15 protein-coding genes are annotated in these 15,773 nt (G+C 60.4%); 11 read left to right on the plus strand and 4 right to left on the minus strand.

The annotated features are described in order from the left end of the window. Nucleotides 1-18 precede the first annotated feature (18 nt). Nucleotides 19-540 carry a disulfide bond formation protein B gene (locus QZR30_RS05225; RefSeq protein ID WP_046070049.1) on the plus strand — a complete coding sequence of 174 codons (522 nt, stop codon included), beginning with the start codon at nucleotides 19-21 and terminating at the stop codon, nucleotides 538-540. A 211-nt stretch (nucleotides 541-751) separates the two neighbouring features. After that, nucleotides 752-1,210: an Rsd/AlgQ family anti-sigma factor gene (locus QZR30_RS05230; protein WP_046070048.1), complete on the plus strand. Its 459-nt coding sequence runs from the start codon at nucleotides 752-754 to the stop codon at nucleotides 1,208-1,210. A 53-nt stretch (nucleotides 1,211-1,263) separates the two neighbouring features. Here QZR30_RS05230 and QZR30_RS05235 read toward each other — a convergent pair whose 3' ends face one another. Beyond that, nucleotides 1,264-1,941: an FKBP-type peptidyl-prolyl cis-trans isomerase gene (locus QZR30_RS05235; RefSeq protein ID WP_046070047.1), complete on the minus strand. Its 678-nt coding sequence runs from the start codon at nucleotides 1,939-1,941 to the stop codon at nucleotides 1,264-1,266. Nucleotides 1,942-2,133: 192 nt separating this feature from the next. On the opposite strand from QZR30_RS05235, the gene QZR30_RS05240 reads away from it, so the two are divergent. Continuing rightward, entirely contained in the window at nucleotides 2,134-3,171 is a 1,038-nt protein-coding gene (locus QZR30_RS05240) for an AlgP family protein (protein ID WP_311903005.1), read from the plus strand. Here QZR30_RS05240 and QZR30_RS05245 read toward each other — a convergent pair. Beyond that, a complete protein-coding gene (locus tag QZR30_RS05245; RefSeq protein ID WP_046070045.1) occupies nucleotides 3,168-3,632 on the minus strand; it encodes a TIGR02444 family protein in 465 nt (154 codons plus the stop codon). The two genes, QZR30_RS05240 and QZR30_RS05245, sit on opposite strands and share 4 nt — an antisense overlap. Before the next feature lie 50 nt (nucleotides 3,633-3,682). Here QZR30_RS05245 and QZR30_RS05250 point away from each other — a divergent pair, with 50 nt between their 5' ends. The 5 genes from QZR30_RS05250 (at nucleotide 3,683) to QZR30_RS05270 (ending at nucleotide 9,516) form a co-directional block, all read left to right on the plus strand. Further along, nucleotides 3,683-5,593, plus strand: a complete 1,911-nt coding sequence (locus QZR30_RS05250; protein WP_046070044.1) for an ATP-binding cassette domain-containing protein — start codon at nucleotides 3,683-3,685, stop codon at nucleotides 5,591-5,593. Beyond that, nucleotides 5,593-6,159: a mechanosensitive ion channel family protein gene (locus QZR30_RS05255; RefSeq protein WP_046070043.1), complete on the plus strand. Its 567-nt coding sequence runs from the start codon at nucleotides 5,593-5,595 to the stop codon at nucleotides 6,157-6,159. The genes QZR30_RS05250 and QZR30_RS05255 overlap by 1 nt, the downstream gene beginning before the upstream one ends. A gap of 169 nt (nucleotides 6,160-6,328) precedes the next feature. Continuing rightward, on the plus strand, nucleotides 6,329-6,961 hold the full coding sequence (locus QZR30_RS05260) for a LysE family transporter (protein WP_046070042.1): 633 nt from the start codon (nucleotides 6,329-6,331) through the stop codon (nucleotides 6,959-6,961). A gap of 202 nt (nucleotides 6,962-7,163) precedes the next feature. Then, nucleotides 7,164-9,059, plus strand: a complete 1,896-nt coding sequence (locus tag QZR30_RS05265) for an FTR1 family protein (protein WP_311903007.1) — start codon at nucleotides 7,164-7,166, stop codon at nucleotides 9,057-9,059. Between the two features lies 1 nt (nucleotide 9,060). Continuing rightward, nucleotides 9,061-9,516: a YaiI/YqxD family protein gene (locus tag QZR30_RS05270; RefSeq protein WP_311903008.1), complete on the plus strand. Its 456-nt coding sequence runs from the start codon at nucleotides 9,061-9,063 to the stop codon at nucleotides 9,514-9,516. Between the two features lie 106 nt (nucleotides 9,517-9,622). On the opposite strand, the gene elbB is transcribed toward QZR30_RS05270, so the two are convergent. After that, the gene (elbB, locus tag QZR30_RS05275) at nucleotides 9,623-10,288 is read right to left on the minus strand and encodes an isoprenoid biosynthesis glyoxalase ElbB (protein WP_059396688.1); all 666 of its coding nucleotides are present in this window, start codon (nucleotides 10,286-10,288) and stop codon (nucleotides 9,623-9,625) included. A 116-nt stretch (nucleotides 10,289-10,404) separates the two neighbouring features. Here elbB and QZR30_RS05280 point away from each other — a divergent pair, with 116 nt between their 5' ends. Next, nucleotides 10,405-11,640, plus strand: coding sequence for a sterol desaturase family protein (locus QZR30_RS05280; RefSeq protein WP_046070038.1), 1,236 nt, complete (start codon nucleotides 10,405-10,407; stop codon nucleotides 11,638-11,640). On the opposite strand, the gene QZR30_RS05285 is transcribed toward QZR30_RS05280, so the two are convergent. Beyond that, nucleotides 11,621-12,256 (minus strand): DedA family protein, encoded by a 636-nt coding sequence (locus tag QZR30_RS05285; protein ID WP_046072601.1) that lies wholly within the window; start codon nucleotides 12,254-12,256, stop codon nucleotides 11,621-11,623. The two genes, QZR30_RS05280 and QZR30_RS05285, sit on opposite strands and share 20 nt — an antisense overlap. A gap of 208 nt (nucleotides 12,257-12,464) precedes the next feature. Between QZR30_RS05285 and hemB the strand changes: the two genes are divergently transcribed. Next, the gene (hemB, locus tag QZR30_RS05290; protein WP_274356956.1) at nucleotides 12,465-13,478 is read left to right on the plus strand and encodes a porphobilinogen synthase; all 1,014 of its coding nucleotides are present in this window, start codon (nucleotides 12,465-12,467) and stop codon (nucleotides 13,476-13,478) included. 18 nt (nucleotides 13,479-13,496) lie between these two features. Continuing rightward, entirely contained in the window at nucleotides 13,497-15,719 is a 2,223-nt protein-coding gene (ppk1, locus tag QZR30_RS05295; RefSeq protein WP_046070036.1) for a polyphosphate kinase 1, read from the plus strand. Nucleotides 15,720-15,773: the final 54 nt, after the last annotated feature.

Below are 15,773 nucleotides of genomic sequence, written 5' to 3' on the forward strand. Positions count from 1 at the left end.
TTGCAGTGCGGATAAACAATGTCTTTGGCCCCTTTACGCTCTTTGTTTTTCCTGGCGTTCATGGCAGGTGCGCTGACGTTGGGCGCGTCCTTTTATCTGGAATATGGCGCGCTGCTACAGCCTTGTTTTTTATGCCAGGTACAACGCCTGTTGCTTGCCACGTTTACGTTGATCAACCTGGTCGCTGCTCTTTATAACCCTGGGCGCTTGGGCGTTTGCCTGTATGGGCTGGCGAGCATGGGATGTGCGCTGCTTGGCGCCATTACCGCGGGGCGCCAAGTGCTACTGCAGAGTATGCCGCCAGGCCAGGTCCGGGATTGCTGGCCCAACCTGCAATCCATGATTGAGAGCCTGTCGTTCTGGCAGGCCATACGTGCAGTGTTCAACGGCACTGTCGATTGCGTCGAAATCACCTGGACGCTATTTGAACTGAGCCTTCCCGAGTGGAGCCTGTTGTTCTTCGTAACCATGCTGATCCTGGGCACCATGCAATTTTCAAGGTTGTTATTTTGTAGGCATTTGCGCCCTGCAAGGCCATGAAAACCGAACGCAGTTTGTAGGAGTGGATTAAACACTTGTATGAACTTTCTCTCCTGCGTACCTTGAAGCCACAGTCGTGCGGGCATAATCTGGCCCGCACGCGTTATCCAAACCGTTTGTCAGACGCGGCCTTGTCCGGCTGCTGCTTTATCCTCGAAGTGTTGCGCAGGTACATAGCAGCAGCACCCCCCTATAGGGAAGAGAGATCATCATGCTGGAAAGTTGTCAGAATGCTCAGGAACGCTGGGGTGGGGTGCACAAGCTGATCGACAGCTGGTTGAAGGCACGCCACGAACTGGTTCGGGCCTTTGATGCTCTCGGTGCCAAGCCCGAAGCATTGGGTGAGAATCGCGAGCGATTGCAGGATTTCTGTGGAGCACTGGTGGATTATGTATCGGCAGGCCATTTCGGCGTCTACGAGCAACTGACCAAAGAGGCGCAAGCCTTCGACGACCAGCGTGGCCTCGACCTGGCAGAGACTATTTACCCGCGCATCGATGTGATCACGGAGAAACTGCTGGCGTTCACCGACCTGTGTGATGCAGGGAAATGTGTAGCGGAAAAATTCAAAGAATTGGGTGCGCTGCTGCATGAGCGTTTCGAGTTGGAGGATTGCCTGATCGAAGTGCTGCACAACGCTCACAAGGAAGAGCCGGCCACCCAGGTCTGAACCTTGACGACGATATAAAAAAACGGTGCGCATGTCGCACCGTTTTTTATGGGTCAGTGGCGAGTGCCGAGCAGTTCAATCTCAAACACCAGCGGAGTAAAGGGTGGAATCAACTCACCCGCCCCATCTGCGCCATAGGCCTGGGATGAAGGAATTACCAGGCGCCATTTCGCACCCACCGGCATCTGTTGCAACGCACTGCTCCAACCGCTGATTACGCTGTCCAGGCGAAACCATTGCGGCTGCGTACTTTTGTCGAAGACAGTTCCGTCGGGTAGTCGCCCCACGTATTTCACCTGCACCTCATCGCTGGCCAGCGGTTTATTACCTGTGCCAGGCGCCAGCTCGGTGAGCAGGATCCCGTCTGCCAATTCGCGCACGCCAGTGACGGCTTTCTCCTGCGTCAGGAATCGTTGTTCGGCGGCAAGTGCTTTTTCGCTTTGAGGGATTTGGGCGTCGGCGGCGCTCTGTGCTTCGTGCTGGGCGAGTATCTGTTCGATACGTGCGTTGTCCAGCGCAAGCGGCTTGCCTTGGTAGGCTTGCCTGAGGCCGTCCACCAGTGCCTGGATCTGTAGGTCAGGGACTTCCTGGCGTAACCGTTCGCCGAGGCTTGCGCCGAGACTATAGGCAAGATCGTGCGGATCCGAGGCGGTGGTTTTTGACGGCAGTTGCTCGCTCGCATCCGCTAAGCAGGTCGCCAAGCCAAGCACTAGAAAAAGGTAACGCGACATGGGCAGTCTCCCGGCGAAAGTGCGACGGATTATGCCAGGGTGAGTGAGTAAAAAGTGGCGCGGTTTTTCGTTATATCGATAAGAATTTTCGTACGGTGCAACGCAAGGCAAACGATACTGTCAACATGCCCTAGCGGCGGTAAGAGCAGAGGGCTAGTATGAGCCGCACCCACGTCAGCCAGGAGGTAAACCATGTCGGCCAAACAGAAGCCTGTAAATACCCCGTTGCACTTGCTCCAACAACTTTCGGGCAGCCTGCTCGAACATCTCGAAAGCGCATGTTCCCAGGCGTTGGCCGATGCAGAAAAACTGCTCGCCAAACTGGAAAAACAACGCGGTAAAGCCCAAGAAAAACTGCACAAGTCCCGCACCAAATTGCAAGACGCCGCTACAGCCGGCAAGTCCAAGGCGCAAGCCAAAGCCAAGGACGCCGTTAAAGAACTTGAGGACCTGCTGGATGCCCTCAAGGATCGTCAAGCTGAGACCCGCAGCTACATTTCCCAACTCAAGAAAGACGCTCAGGAAAGCCTGAAGCTGGCCCAGGGCATTGGTCGTGTGAAGGAAGCCGTAGGGAAAGCACTGGGCGCTCGTGCCCCTGCAAAAGTTGCAGCCAAGCCGGTTGCGAAAACTGCTGCTGCGAAACCGGCTGTCAAGCCAGCTACCAAAACCGCTACTGCGAAACCAGCCGCCAAGCCAGCTGCCAAAACCGCTGCTGCGAAACCAGCCGCCAAGCCAGCTGCCAAAACCGCTGCTGCGAAACCGGCCGCCAAGCCAGCTGTCAGAACCGCTGCTGCGAAACCAGCCGCCAAGCCAGCTGCCAAAACTGCTGCTGCGAAACCAGCCGCCAAGCCAGCTGCTAAAACCGCTGCTGCGAAACCAGCCGCCAAGCCAGCTGCTAAAACCGCTGCTGCGAAACCAGCCGCCAAGCCAGCTGCCAAAACCGCTGCTGCGAAACCAGCCGCCAAGCCAGCTGCTAAAACCGCTGCTGCGAAACCAGCCGCCAAGCCAGCTGCGAAACCTGCTGCCGCGAAACCGGCCGCCAAGCCAGCTGCTAAACCTGCTGCCGCGAAACCAGCCGCCAAACCCGCTGCTGCAAAACCAGCACCCGCCAAGCCAGCCACTCCAGCAGCACCTGCTGCCAATGCAACCGCTTCAACCGCTCCAACCGCATCGACCAGCAGCACCCCTGCATCGATAGCGCCAAGCACCACCCAAACCAACGCTTCTTAAGTGTTGGCGACTACGACGCGCAGCCGCTGCAGCGCGTCGTGGTCAAGGTTGGCGGCTTCGGTCGCCAAGCCTTCAAGCCATCCGTACTGACCCACCCCCTCATTGATAGGCCATGCCTGCGCCAGCGTTTCCAAGCGCATCAGCAATGCTCGCTCGGCTTCCATCTCTAGAGTCTTGACCCGCTCCCGTAGCGATGCCAGTTGCGTATCCTGCTGCGCCATGGTTCGCCATTGCACACGCACTTGTCGCAACGGTTCGACCACCTGTGTCCGCCAGGGGCGAGCTAGCAGCTGCAATGCCTGCACGCGTTCGAACGTATACGCCACCCCTCGTTGTTCCAGCCACGCACCACACAGCAACAGGCACACATCCGCTCCTTGTTCCTGCAAGCGCAGGCAAGCAGCCTCTACACCCGGGCGAGCGTAGGTCGAGAGGGCAAAGCTCCACAGGTCAGCGCACATATTCACACCCAAGCCAGCGGCCAACGAAGCTGGTAGACTCCGCCGCCATTATGATCCGACTTCAAAGCCTAACATTACAGCGTGGCCCGCAACGTCTTCTTGAAGACGCCGAGCTGACCCTGCACGCCGGTCACAAAGCCGGCCTGATCGGTGCCAACGGCGCCGGCAAATCCACGTTGTTCGCCTTGTTGCTGGGTGAGCTGACCCCGGACTCCGGGGACTGCCTGCTGCCGGCCGACTGGCGCATCGCCCATATGCGCCAGGAGATCGACACCCTGGACCGCATCGCGATCGACTACGTGCTCGATGGCGACCTGCGCCTGCGCCAGGTGCAACACGACCTCGCCGAAGCCGAAAAAGCCCAGGACGGTGCCGCCCAGGCCCGCCTGCACGCTGAGCTGGACAGTGCCGACGGCTATACCGCCGACGCCCGTGCCCGCAAGATGCTTGCCGGCCTGGGTTTTACCAACGAGCAGATGGACCGTCCGGTCGCCGACTTCTCCGGTGGCTGGCGCATGCGCCTCAATCTGGCCCAAGCGCTGATGTGCCCTTCGGACCTGCTGCTGCTCGACGAACCGACCAACCACTTGGACCTTGATGCGATCCTGTGGCTGGAAGACTTCCTCAAGAACTATCAGGGTACGTTGCTACTGATTTCCCACGACCGGGATTTCCTCGATGCCGTGGTCGATAACATCGCCCACGTCGAACAGAAGAAGATCACCCTTTATCGTGGCGGCTATACCGCGTTCGAGCGCGCCCGCGCCGAGCGCCTGGCCCAGCAGCAACAGGCCTATGAGAAGCAACAGGCGCAACGTGCGCACATGGAAAGCTACATCGCCCGGTTCAAGGCCCAAGCCACCAAGGCCCGCCAGGCCCAGAGCCGGATCAAGGCCCTGGAGCGCATGGAAGAGCTGTCGGCGGCCCATGTCGATTCGCCGTTCGATTTTGTATTCCGCGAATCGGTGAAGATCTCCAGCCCATTGTTGGACCTCTCTGATGCGCGCCTGGGTTATGGCGACAAAACCATCCTGGAGAAGGTCAAGCTGCAGCTCACGCCAGGCGCTCGTATCGGTTTGCTGGGCCCCAACGGCGCGGGCAAGTCGACGCTGATCAAGAACCTCTCGGGCGAGCTTGAGCCTCTGTCTGGTCGCCTGACCCGTGGCGAGAACACGGTGGTGGGTTACTTTGCCCAGCACCAACTGGACTCGCTCGATTCCAAGGCCAGCCCGCTGTTGCACCTGCAACGCCTGGCGCCGACCGAACGCGAGCAGACCTTGCGTGATTTCCTCGGTGGTTTTGACTTCCGTGGTGCGCGCATCGATGAGCCAGTGCTGAATTTCTCCGGAGGCGAAAAAGCCCGGCTGGCTCTGGCCCTGATCGCCTGGGACCGCCCGAACCTGCTGCTGCTTGACGAACCGACCAACCACCTGGACCTGGAAATGCGCCTGGCGCTGACCATGGCCCTGCAGGAATTCAGCGGTGCGGTATTGGTGGTCTCTCACGATCGCCATCTGCTCAAGAGCACCACCGATAACTTCCTGCTGGTGGCTGACGGTAAGGTCGAAGAGTTCGACGGCGACCTGGACGACTATGCGCGCTGGCTGACCGATTACCGCCTGCGCAATGCGCCGGCCAGTAACACGCCGGTCAATCCAGACAAGACCGACAAGAAAGCCCAGCGCCAGGCTGCCGCCGCATTGCGCCAGCAGTTGGCCCCGCACAAGCGTGAAGCCGACAAGCTGGAAGCCGAGTTGGGCAAGGTGCACGAGCGCCTGGCCAGGATCGAAGCCAGCCTGGGCGACAGCGCCGTGTACGAGGCCGTGCGCAAGGATGAACTGCGCGACCTGCTGGCCGAACAGGCCAAGCTCAAGGTGCGCGAAGGGCAGTTGGAGGAAACCTGGATGGAGGCCCTCGAGTTGCTCGAAACCCTGCAAGCGGAGCTGGAGGCGCTGTCCTGATGGAAGCGTTGCAACTGCCGTTGCCGGCGCAATGGGTCGAGCCCGTATGGATCGGCGTGCAAATCCTGCTGATCCTGTTGGCCGGCTACCTGGCCCAGCGCTTTGTCGCCAAGGGCCTGACCCGCCTGGGTGAGCGCTACCCGCTGCCGCCGCAGTTACTGATGCCCCTGCGTGGCGGCCTGCGCTGGCTGATCATGGGCAGTGCGCTGATCTTTGTGCTGGGCCGCCTGGGTGTGTCCGCCACTGTCTTATGGACGGCGCTGTCGGGGTTTGTCGCGGTGGCGGCAGTGGCGTTCTTCGCCATGTGGTCGGTGCTGTCCAACCTGTTGTGCGCGATCCTGATCTTTACGGTCGGGCCGTTCCGTCTCGGTGACATCGTCGAACTGGTGGACACCGTCGACAAACCTGGCGTGAAGGGCCGGGTGGTGGCGATCAATCTGCTCTACACCACGTTGATCGAAGTCGAGGAAGCCGGCACCAGCAGCGCGATGGTGCAGGTGCCCAACAGTTTGTTCTTCCAGCGTTCGGTGCGACGTTGGCCGGGAACAGGTACGAATATCTTGTAGGAGCGAGCTTGCTCGCAAAAATCGTCAACGGTAACGCAGTGCATCCAGCCGGCCCGTATCGCTTGTGAGTTTTTCGCGAGCAAGCTCGCTCCTACAGAAATTTATAGCCAGGCTTTGGTCGGTGGAGTTAGCTTAAGGCACAACCGCTAACTCCCTTCTGAGGTGCGCAATGGCTCTCGACACGTGGCTGGCTTTCTTCCTGGCCAGTTGGATCATTTCTCTTTCCCCTGGCGCCGGAGCCATCGCCTCGATGTCCAGCGGTCTGCAATACGGTTTTGTGCGTGGCTACTGGAACGCCATCGGCCTGCAGCTTGGCCTGGCGATGCAGATTGCCGTGGTGGCGGGCGGCTTGGGCGCCATTCTGGCGGCGTCGTCTACCGCGTTCTATGCAATCAAATGGTTTGGGGTGGCCTACTTGGTGTACCTGGCCATTAAGCAATGGCGCGCCTTGCCCATGGACATGACCGATGACGCCGCCGTACGCCCGATCGGCAAGCCGATGGCGATGATGTTCCGGGGGTTCCTGGTCAACGCCAGCAACCCCAAGGCCCTGGTGTTCATGCTGGCGGTGCTGCCGCAGTTCGTGAACCCGCAGGCTCCGTTGCTGATTCAATACCTGATCCTCGGTGCGACCATGATCAGTGTCGATATGATCGTGATGGCGGGCTACACGGGGTTGGCCTCTAAAGTTCTGCGGCTGCTGCGCACGCCCAAGCAGCAGAAACGCGTAAACCGCACCTTTGCCGGTTTGTTTGTCGGTGCCGCCGGTTTCCTCGCAAGCTTGCACCGCGCCACAACGTAACTGAACAAGCCGGCACAAAAAGGTGGGAGGGGGCTTGCCCCGATAGCGGTGAATCAGTCGATGAGTCTGTTGACTGAAACTCCGTCATTGGGAGCAAGCCCCCTCCCACATTGGTTTTGTGGCGATATGAAATAACACCTTGAGTCGAATCCATTAAAGCTCAACAATAGTGTTACTTCGTATTTCCACTTGAGATTCATTCATGACTGCCCCTTTCCGCTTTCTTGCGTGGCTGCTGTTGCCGGCGCTGATGTCGTGCAGCTTCAATCTCTTGGCCGCAACCGCCGAAGGCGCGCCACAAGCCCTGCATTTGCTGGACTACATTGGCGCCGACTACCCTCCGACGGTAGAGGCGGGCAAGGTGGTGGACGACTCGGAATACCGCGAGCAGGTGGAGTTTCTTGGGGTGTTGCAGGGTCTGGTGGCCGATCTGCCGGATAAGCCTGAGCGCGCCGAGCTGGTAACCGGCGTCGAGGAACTGCTGGCGGCGGTCAATGCCCGCCAGGACGGTGCGGGTGTGGCTCGTCAGGCCCGTCAGTTGGGTGCCAAGCTGGCGGTGGCCTATGAAGTCAGCCAGGCCCCGGCCATCACGCCCGACCCTACACGCGGCGCGCCGCTGTACGCTCAGCACTGTTCGGTCTGCCACGGTACGGCCGGTGCCGGTGATGGCCCGGCGGGCGTGGGCCTTACGCCGCCACCCGCGAACCTGCGCGATGCTGCACGCCTGGATCGCTTGAGCCTGTACGCGATCTACAACACCCTCGGCCTGGGTGTCGAAGGCACCGATATGCCATCGTTCGCTGATCAACTGGACGACCGTCAGCGCTGGGACCTGGCTACCTACATCTCCGGTTTCACCGCCGACCCGGCTGCCGCCAAAAGCGCGCAGGCGTTCAACTTGGCCGACCTGGCGCGCCAGACCCCCAATGAAGTGCTCGCCGCCAATGGTCCGGCCGCCGCCGCGGCTTTCCGCGCCCAGCGTGCGCAGCCGCCGCAAGTCCAGCGTGGCCCCGCGCAGTTGCTCGACTACACCGCCACCACCTTGGACAAGAGCCTTGCAGCCTTCCGCAACGGTGACCACGAGCAGGCCTACGACCTGTCGGTCGCCGCTTACCTCGAAGGTTTCGAACTGGTGGAAAGCTCCCTGGATAACGTCGATGCCAATGTGCGCAAAGACACCGAGAAGGCCCTGATGGCCTATCGGCAATCATTGCAGGACGGTTTGCCTACCGAACAGGTGCAGCAACGCCTGGACGCGGCCAAGGGCAAGCTTACCGAGTCCGCCGGCTTGCTGGGCGGCGATGGCTTGAGCTGGTCGTTGAGCTACATTTCCGGCTTGTTGATCCTGCTGCGCGAAGGTCTGGAAGCGATCCTGGTGCTGGCGGCGATCCTGGCCTTCCTGCGCAATACCGGCCAGCAATCGGCGGTACGTAGCGTCAACGTCGGCTGGGGCCTGGCGCTGTTGGCCGGCTTGGCCACCTGGGCCTTGGCGGCGTATGTGATTGACGTCAGCGGTGCCCAGCGCGAACTGCTCGAAGGCTGCACGGCGTTGTTTGCCAGCGTGATGGTGTTGTGGCTCGGCGTATGGATGCACGATCGGCGTCACGCGGCGGCCTGGCAGGACTACATCAAGAGCAGCCTGGTGGGCGGCGGTGGGCGTTTCGGTTTTGCGGTACTGGCGTTCTTCTCGGTGTACCGCGAGCTGTTCGAGGTGATCCTGTTCTACGAAACCCTATGGCTGCAAGCCGGCCCGGCCGGGCATAACGCGGTATTGGCGGGTGGGGCCACGGCGCTGGTGCTGCTGGTGGGCCTGGCCTGGGTGATCCTGCGCGGTTCGGCGAAGCTGCCGTTGGCGCTGTTCTTCGGTATCAACGCGGCGCTGCTGTGCGCGCTGTCGGTGGTGTTCGCCGGGCACGGTGTCAAGGCCTTGCAGGAGGCGGGCATCTTCGGTACGCGCCCGGTGGCGTTCTTTGACTTCGACTGGCTGGGCATCCATGCCGATGCGTATTCGTTGGGTGCGCAGGCCGTGGCGATCCTGGCGATTGTGGTGCTGTATGGCCGTAGCCGGCTGACCGAGAAGCGCCGGGCGGCGGCGTAGCATGCGAGTATGGATCGACGCCGACGCCTGCCCTGGGGCGGCCAAGGACCAGGTAGTGAAGTTTGCCCTCAAGCGCCAGTTCGAGGTGGTGCTGGTGGCTGGGCAAAGCCAGATCAAGCCGAGCTTTTCCTGTGTGAAGCTCATCGTTGTGCCCAGCGGGCCGGATGCGGCTGATGACTACCTGGTTGAGCATGCTGTGCCCGGTGAACTGGTGATCTGCAGCGATGTGCCCTTGGCCGACCGGCTGGTGAAGAAGGGCGTCACAGCCCTTGACCCACGGGGCAAGGAGTTCAGCCCGGCGAACATGAGTGAACGCCTGGCGGTGCGTAACCTGTTCACCGACCTGCGTGAGCAGGGCCAGATGGGCGGCGGGCCACCGCCCCATGGGGAAAAAGACAAGCAAGCGTTTGCTAATGCGCTGGACCGAATCCTGACCCGTTTGATGAGGCCTCTGTAGGAGCGAGCTTGCTCGCGATGAACCTGAGAGCGCTGCGTTCATCCAGCTTGCCCGCGTTATTGTTGACGTTCTTCGCGAGCAGACTCGCTCCTACAGAAAGAGGGCGTTAGTCATTTTCGTGGGTCAGTTCCAACACCCGGTCCACCAGCTTGTTGATGCCTGATGCGACCTCGCTGATGTTTTTGCCGAGCATATACGCCGGTGTGCTCACCAACTTGCGCGCCTTGTCTTCGACGATGTCCTCCACCGTGCATTCGTGGTGGGTGGCGCCCATCTTGTCCAGGGCCGCCGCTGTGTCGGCATCGTTGCCGATGGTGCAGGTCACGCCCGGGCCGTAGATCTTCGCGGCCAACGCAGGCGAAATGCAGATCAACCCCACGGGTTTGCCCGCTTCGGCGAAGGCTTCGGCCAGCTCCAGTACCTGCGGGTTGACGCTGCAGGCAGCGCCTTCCACGGCGAAGTCAGACAGGTTCTTCGCCGCGCCGAAGCCGCCAGGCACGATCAGCGCATCAAAGTCTGCGGCGTTGGCTTCGCGAATGTCCTTCACTGCACCGCGGGCGATGCGCGCCGACTCCACCAGTACATTGCGTGTTTCAGGCATTTCCTCACCGGTAAGGTGATTGATCACGTGCAACTGGGCGATATTCGGCGCAAAACATTCGACTTGAGCGCCGCGCTGGTCCAGGCGCAGCAGGGTGATCACGCTTTCATGGATTTCTGCGCCGTCGTACACGCCACAGCCGGAAAGGATCATTGCAATCTTTTTGCTCATGGGCATTTCTCCTGATTCATGGCGTTAAATGTCTACTAATTTGTAACCTGTTGCCAATGGGATCTCATGGCGGTGCACCTAATCTTGATGTAACAAAAAATACACCGGACTAACCCATGGACTTCGTGCCTTACGCGGTACCGTTTTTCATCGCCCTGATCGTGGTTGAACTGCTGGCCGACCGTTGGCGCGGCGCGCGCAACTATCGAGTGGCAGATGCCATCAACAGCCTCAGCACCGGCGTACTGTCCACCACCACCGGGTTGTTGACCAAGGGTGTGGGTCTGCTGACCTACGCATTCGCCCTTAAGCACCTGGCGCTGTTCGAGTGGTCGACCCAGAGTGCCTGGACCTGGGTGTTCGCCTTCGTGTTCTATGACGTGTGCTACTACTGGCTGCATCGCATGGGTCATGAGCGCAATATCCTCTGGGCCGCGCATTCGGTGCACCACCAGAGCGAGGACTACAACCTCACCACTGCCTTGCGCCAGACCAGCACCGGTTTCCTGCTGAGCTGGATCTTCTACCTGCCCCTGGCTGTGGTCGGTGTGCCGCTGGTGGTGTTTATCAGCGTGGCGTCGCTCAACCTGCTCTATCAGTTCTGGGTCCATACCCGTCACGTTCCCAAGCTTGGCTGGTTCGAGTGGTTCTTCGTCACACCGTCCAATCATCGGGCCCACCATGCACAGAACGCTCTCTACATGGATCGCAACTACGGCGGGGTGTTCATTATTTGGGACCGACTGTTCGGCACGTTCCAGGAGGAAGACGACAACGAGCCGGTCATTTTCGGTGTGACCACGCCCCTGGCCAGTTGGAACCCGCTGTGGGCCAACCTGCAGTTTTATGCGCAGTTATGGCATGACGCCCGACGTACTGAAAGCTGGTGGGACAAGTTGCGCATCTGGTTCATGCGCACCGGCTGGCGTCCGGCGGACGTCAAGGCCAAGTACCCGATGGCCAAGCCGGACCTGAGCCAGTTCCGCAAATTCGAGGTGCCGCTGGATGCGCGGCAACAGGTGTACATCGCTTTGCAATTTGCAGCGTATGTGGGATTTGGCAGCTATCTAATGAATTTCGGCGAGGCGATGCCCTCGGCGGCACTGGTCCTGGGCTGGGGAACCATGGCGCTGGGCCTGTTTACCTTGGGGGTGGCGCTGGAGAATCGCCCGTGGGCGTTGAAGGTCGAGCTGGCGCGGCTGGCGCTGAATGCGCCGTTGGTATGGCTGGCACCGTTGGTGGGTCTGTGGCCCGCCAGCAACCTGGCCTGGCTGGCGCTGGCGAGCTACAGTCTGCTGAGCGTGATCGGCCTCTACTGTTGCAGAAGCCGGCTTACTCGACTGGTGTCTTAGGTGTTTCCACCGGGGCTGGCTCGGCAGCCAGCCGGGCCTTGGCCTCGGCACACTCCTCCCGGGCGATACGGGCATTCTTGAAGCGGCGGCGCAGCCACAGGACAAGGCCCAGCACCAGCAGCGCGCCCAGCACCCACAGCTCATATTTCTTGACGCTGCCGAGCATGCCTTCCAGCACTGCGCCGAAGTGATAAGCCGCAGCCCCCAGCGCAGCAGCCCAAATCGCCGCACCGATACCGTTAAGGATCAAATAGCGCAGTGGCGGATAGCCGGACAGGCCAATTGCCACGGGCATCACTGTGCGCAAGCCATAGACGAAGCGGAAGCTCAGTACCCAGATATCCGGGTGCTTGCGGATATGTTCCAGCGCCTTGTCGCCCATCAATTGCCAGCGCGGCTTGCGTGCCAGCAGCTTGCGGCCATGCTTGCGCCCCATGTAGTACCAGAGCTGGTCGCCGGCGTAGCTGCCAAAGAAGGCAACGACCACCACCAGGTTGATATCCATGTAGCCACGGAACGCCAGGAAGCCTGCGAGCACGAGGATGGTCTCGCCTTCGAAGAACGTGCCGAGGAAGAGGGCAAAGTAACCGAAGTCATGCAGAAATTGTTGAAGCATGGTCTGGGGTGCTGGCGAAATGAACGCGCAGCCTACGCCTTCACGAAGATTCATGAAAGTATCGAGATGTGTCACGAAGTGAACAATTCCTACATAAATGACGAATGCGACTACAGGTCGCATCGATAAGCACAACTGTCATTCCTTCGTCATAATGGCCGCTTATAACTGCAACGCTCGCCCGTAAACGCGGGCTCAGGAGTCTGTCGTGAGCTTTACCCCTGCCAATCGCCTGTTCCCCGCTACCCGCCTGCGTCGCAATCGCCGTGATGATTTTTCTCGTCGCCTGGTACGTGAAAATGTACTGACGACGAATGATCTGATCCTGCCGGTATTTGTGCTCGATGGTGAAAATCGTCGGGAAGCGGTGGCATCGATGCCAGGTGTGGAGCGTTTGACCATTGATCAGTTGCTGATCGAGGCGGCCAATTGGGTCGAACTGGGAATCCCGGCGCTGGCACTGTTTCCGGTGACGCCGTTGGAGCTCAAGTCCCTGGACGCCGCAGAAGCCTGGAACCCGCAAGGGATCGCCCAGCGTGCCACCCGCGCCCTGCGCGAGCGCTTCCCGGAGTTGGGCGTGATTACCGACGTGGCCCTGGACCCGTTCACCACCCACGGCCAAGATGGCATTCTTGACGAAGACGGTTACGTTCAGAACGACATTACCGTCGATGCGCTGGTCAGGCAGGCGTTATCCCATGCCGCAGCGGGTGCCCAGGTGGTTGCGCCGTCGGACATGATGGACGGTCGCATCCAGGCAATTCGTGAAGCGCTTGAACTGGCCGGCCATGTCAATGTGCGGATCATGGCTTACTCGGCCAAGTACGCCAGCGCCTACTACGGCCCGTTCCGCGATGCGGTGGGCTCGGCCCTGAACCTGGGCAAGGCCAACAAGGCCTCGTACCAGATGGACCCTGCCAACAGCCACGAAGCCCTGCACGAAGTTGCGGCGGACCTGGCCGAAGGCGCCGACATGGTGATGGTCAAGCCCGGGATGCCTTATCTGGACATCCTTTATCGGGTCAAAGAGGAATTCAAGGTGCCGACCTTTGTCTACCAGGTCAGCGGTGAATACGCCATGCATATGGCCGCAATCCAGAATGGTTGGTTGAGTGAAGGGGTGATCCTCGAATCCCTGACTGCCTTTAAACGTGCCGGCGCCGATGGCATCCTGACCTACTTCGCCGCCCGCGCCGCCCAATTGCTTAGAGAGCAACAATAGCCCTCACAGGAACACTCGATGAATACCGAAGGACTCTCAGAAGTGGCTGTAAAAGACGCTCACCCGGTGGTTGAACAAGTCGCCGAGACCCCGCCGGAACTGGAGCCGGCCGCGCCTGCGGTGGTCGTTGAAGCACCTGCGCCGGCGCCGGTGGCCGTGGTCACCAACCTGGATGACAGCAGCCTGTACATCCACCGCGAGCTGTCACAGCTGCAATTCAACATCCGCGTGCTGGAGCAGGCGCTGGATGAGTCCTACCCGTTGCTGGAGCGACTGAAATTCTTGCTGATCTTCTCCAGCAACCTGGACGAGTTCTTCGAGATCCGTGTCGCCGGGCTCAAGAAGCAGATTACCTTCGCCCGCGAACAAGCCGGTGCCGACGGCCTGCAACCGCACCAAGCCCTGGCTCGCATCAGCGAGCTGGTGCACGGCCATGTGGATCGCCAATACGCAATCCTCAACGACATCCTGCTCCCGGAGCTTGAAAAGCATCAGGTCCGCTTCATTCGTCGTCGCCACTGGACCGCCAAGATCAAGACCTGGGTGCGGCGCTACTTCCGTGACGAGATTTCCCCGATCATCACCCCCATCGGCCTCGACCCTACGCACCCGTTCCCGTTGCTGGTGAACAAGAGCCTCAACTTTATCGTTGAGCTGGAAGGTATCGATGCGTTTGGTCGCGACTCTGGCCTGGCAATCATCCCGGCACCGCGCCTGTTGCCACGGATCATCAAGGTACCCGAGGAGGTAGGCGGCGCTGGCGACAACTATGTATTCCTGTCGTCAATGATCCATGCCCATGCCGATGACCTGTTCCAGGGCATGAAGGTCAAGGGCTGCTATCAGTTCCGCCTGACCCGCAACGCCGACCTGGCGCTGGACTCCGAAGATGTCGAAGACTTGGCCCGTGCCCTGCGCGGCGAGCTGTTCTCGCGGCGCTACGGCGACGCTGTACGCCTGGAAGTCGCCGATACCTGCCCGAAACATCTGTCGGACTACCTGCTCAAGCAGTTCAACCTGGCCGAGTCCGAGCTGTACCAAGTCAACGGTCCGGTGAACCTGACTCGCCTGTTCAGCATCACCGGCCTGGACAGCCACCCGGAGCTGCAATACAAGCCGTTCACCCCGCAGATCCCGAAACTGCTGCAAAACAGCGAAAACATTTTCAGCGTGATAAGCAAGCAGGACATCCTGCTGCTGCACCCATTCGAATCCTTCACCCCGGTGGTCGACCTGCTGCGCCAGGCCGCCAAGGACCCGCATGTCCTGGCCGTGCGCCAGACCCTGTACCGCAGTGGCGCCAACTCGGAAATCGTCGATGCGCTGGTGGATGCTGCGCGTAACGGCAAGGAAGTCACCGCAGTGATCGAGCTGCGTGCGCGTTTTGACGAAGAGTCCAACCTGCAACTGGCCAGCCGCCTGCAAGCGGCCGGTGCGGTGGTGATCTACGGTGTGGTCGGCTTCAAGACCCACGCCAAGATGATGCTGATCCTGCGTCGTGAAGCCGGTGAGATCGTGCGCTACGCCCACTTGGGTACCGGCAACTACCATGCCGGCAACGCCAAGCTCTACACCGACTACAGCCTGCTGACGTCCGACGACGCGCTGTGCGAAGACGTCGGCAAGTTGTTCAGCCAGTTGATCGGCATGGGCAAGACCTTGCGCATGAAGAAGCTGCTGCATGCACCGTTCACCCTCAAGAAGGGCATGCTCGACATGATTGCCCGCGAGACCCAGTTCGCCCTCGACGGCAAACCGGCGCACATCATTGCCAAATTCAACTCGCTGACCGATCCGAAGATCATCCGTGCGCTGTACAAAGCCAGCCAGTCCGGCGTGCGCATCGACCTGGTGGTGCGGGGTATGTGCTGCCTGCGTCCGGGTATTGTCGGCGTGTCGCATAATATCCACGTGCGCTCGATCATCGGTCGCTTCCTGGAGCACACACGAGTGTTCTACTTCCTCAACGGCGGCGAAGAGCAGATGTTCCTCTCCAGTGCCGACTGGATGGAGCGCAACCTCGACAAGCGGGTGGAGACCTGTTTCCCGGTGGAAGGCAAGAAGCTGATCATGCGGGTCAAGAAGGAGCTGGAAAGCTACCTCACCGACAACACCCACAGCTGGAGCCTGCAGTCGGACGGTCGCTACGTGCGTAACACGCCGACCGGCAACCAGAACCCGCGCAGCGCGCAGGCGACGTTGCTGGAGAAGCTGGGTAGCCCGATTCTTGCGGTGAACTAAACCCCAGCACCAGCGAGGTCTAAAAAATGTGGGAGGGGGCTTGCTCCCGATAGC

The organism is Pseudomonas sp. rhizo25, assembly GCF_031931935.1.
Classification (GTDB): Bacteria; Pseudomonadota; Gammaproteobacteria; order Pseudomonadales; family Pseudomonadaceae; genus Aquipseudomonas; species Aquipseudomonas synxantha.

What these genes read in the sequence shown, in the direction of transcription:
- QZR30_RS05230 (WP_046070048.1), top strand. Translation starts at nt 752, where the DNA reads ATGCTGGAAAGTTGTCAGAATGCTCAGGAACGCTGGGGTGGGGTGCAC.
- elbB (WP_059396688.1), bottom strand. Translation starts at nt 10,288, where the DNA reads ATGAGCAAAAAGATTGCAATGATCCTTTCCGGCTGTGGCGTGTACGAC.
- QZR30_RS05285 (WP_046072601.1), bottom strand. Translation starts at nt 12,256, where the DNA reads ATGCTTCAACAATTTCTGCATGACTTCGGTTACTTTGCCCTCTTCCTC.
- QZR30_RS05270 (WP_311903008.1), top strand. Translation starts at nt 9,061, where the DNA reads ATGCGAGTATGGATCGACGCCGACGCCTGCCCTGGGGCGGCCAAGGAC.
- ppk1 (WP_046070036.1), top strand. Translation starts at nt 13,497, where the DNA reads ATGAATACCGAAGGACTCTCAGAAGTGGCTGTAAAAGACGCTCACCCG.
- QZR30_RS05245 (WP_046070045.1), bottom strand. Translation starts at nt 3,632, where the DNA reads ATGTGCGCTGACCTGTGGAGCTTTGCCCTCTCGACCTACGCTCGCCCG.
- QZR30_RS05260 (WP_046070042.1), top strand. Translation starts at nt 6,329, where the DNA reads ATGGCTCTCGACACGTGGCTGGCTTTCTTCCTGGCCAGTTGGATCATT.
- QZR30_RS05240 (WP_311903005.1), top strand. Translation starts at nt 2,134, where the DNA reads ATGTCGGCCAAACAGAAGCCTGTAAATACCCCGTTGCACTTGCTCCAA.
- QZR30_RS05280 (WP_046070038.1), top strand. Translation starts at nt 10,405, where the DNA reads ATGGACTTCGTGCCTTACGCGGTACCGTTTTTCATCGCCCTGATCGTG.
- QZR30_RS05265 (WP_311903007.1), top strand. Translation starts at nt 7,164, where the DNA reads ATGACTGCCCCTTTCCGCTTTCTTGCGTGGCTGCTGTTGCCGGCGCTG.
- QZR30_RS05235 (WP_046070047.1), bottom strand. Translation starts at nt 1,941, where the DNA reads ATGTCGCGTTACCTTTTTCTAGTGCTTGGCTTGGCGACCTGCTTAGCG.
- QZR30_RS05250 (WP_046070044.1), top strand. Translation starts at nt 3,683, where the DNA reads ATGATCCGACTTCAAAGCCTAACATTACAGCGTGGCCCGCAACGTCTT.
- QZR30_RS05225 (WP_046070049.1), top strand. Translation starts at nt 19, where the DNA reads ATGTCTTTGGCCCCTTTACGCTCTTTGTTTTTCCTGGCGTTCATGGCA.
- QZR30_RS05255 (WP_046070043.1), top strand. Translation starts at nt 5,593, where the DNA reads ATGGAAGCGTTGCAACTGCCGTTGCCGGCGCAATGGGTCGAGCCCGTA.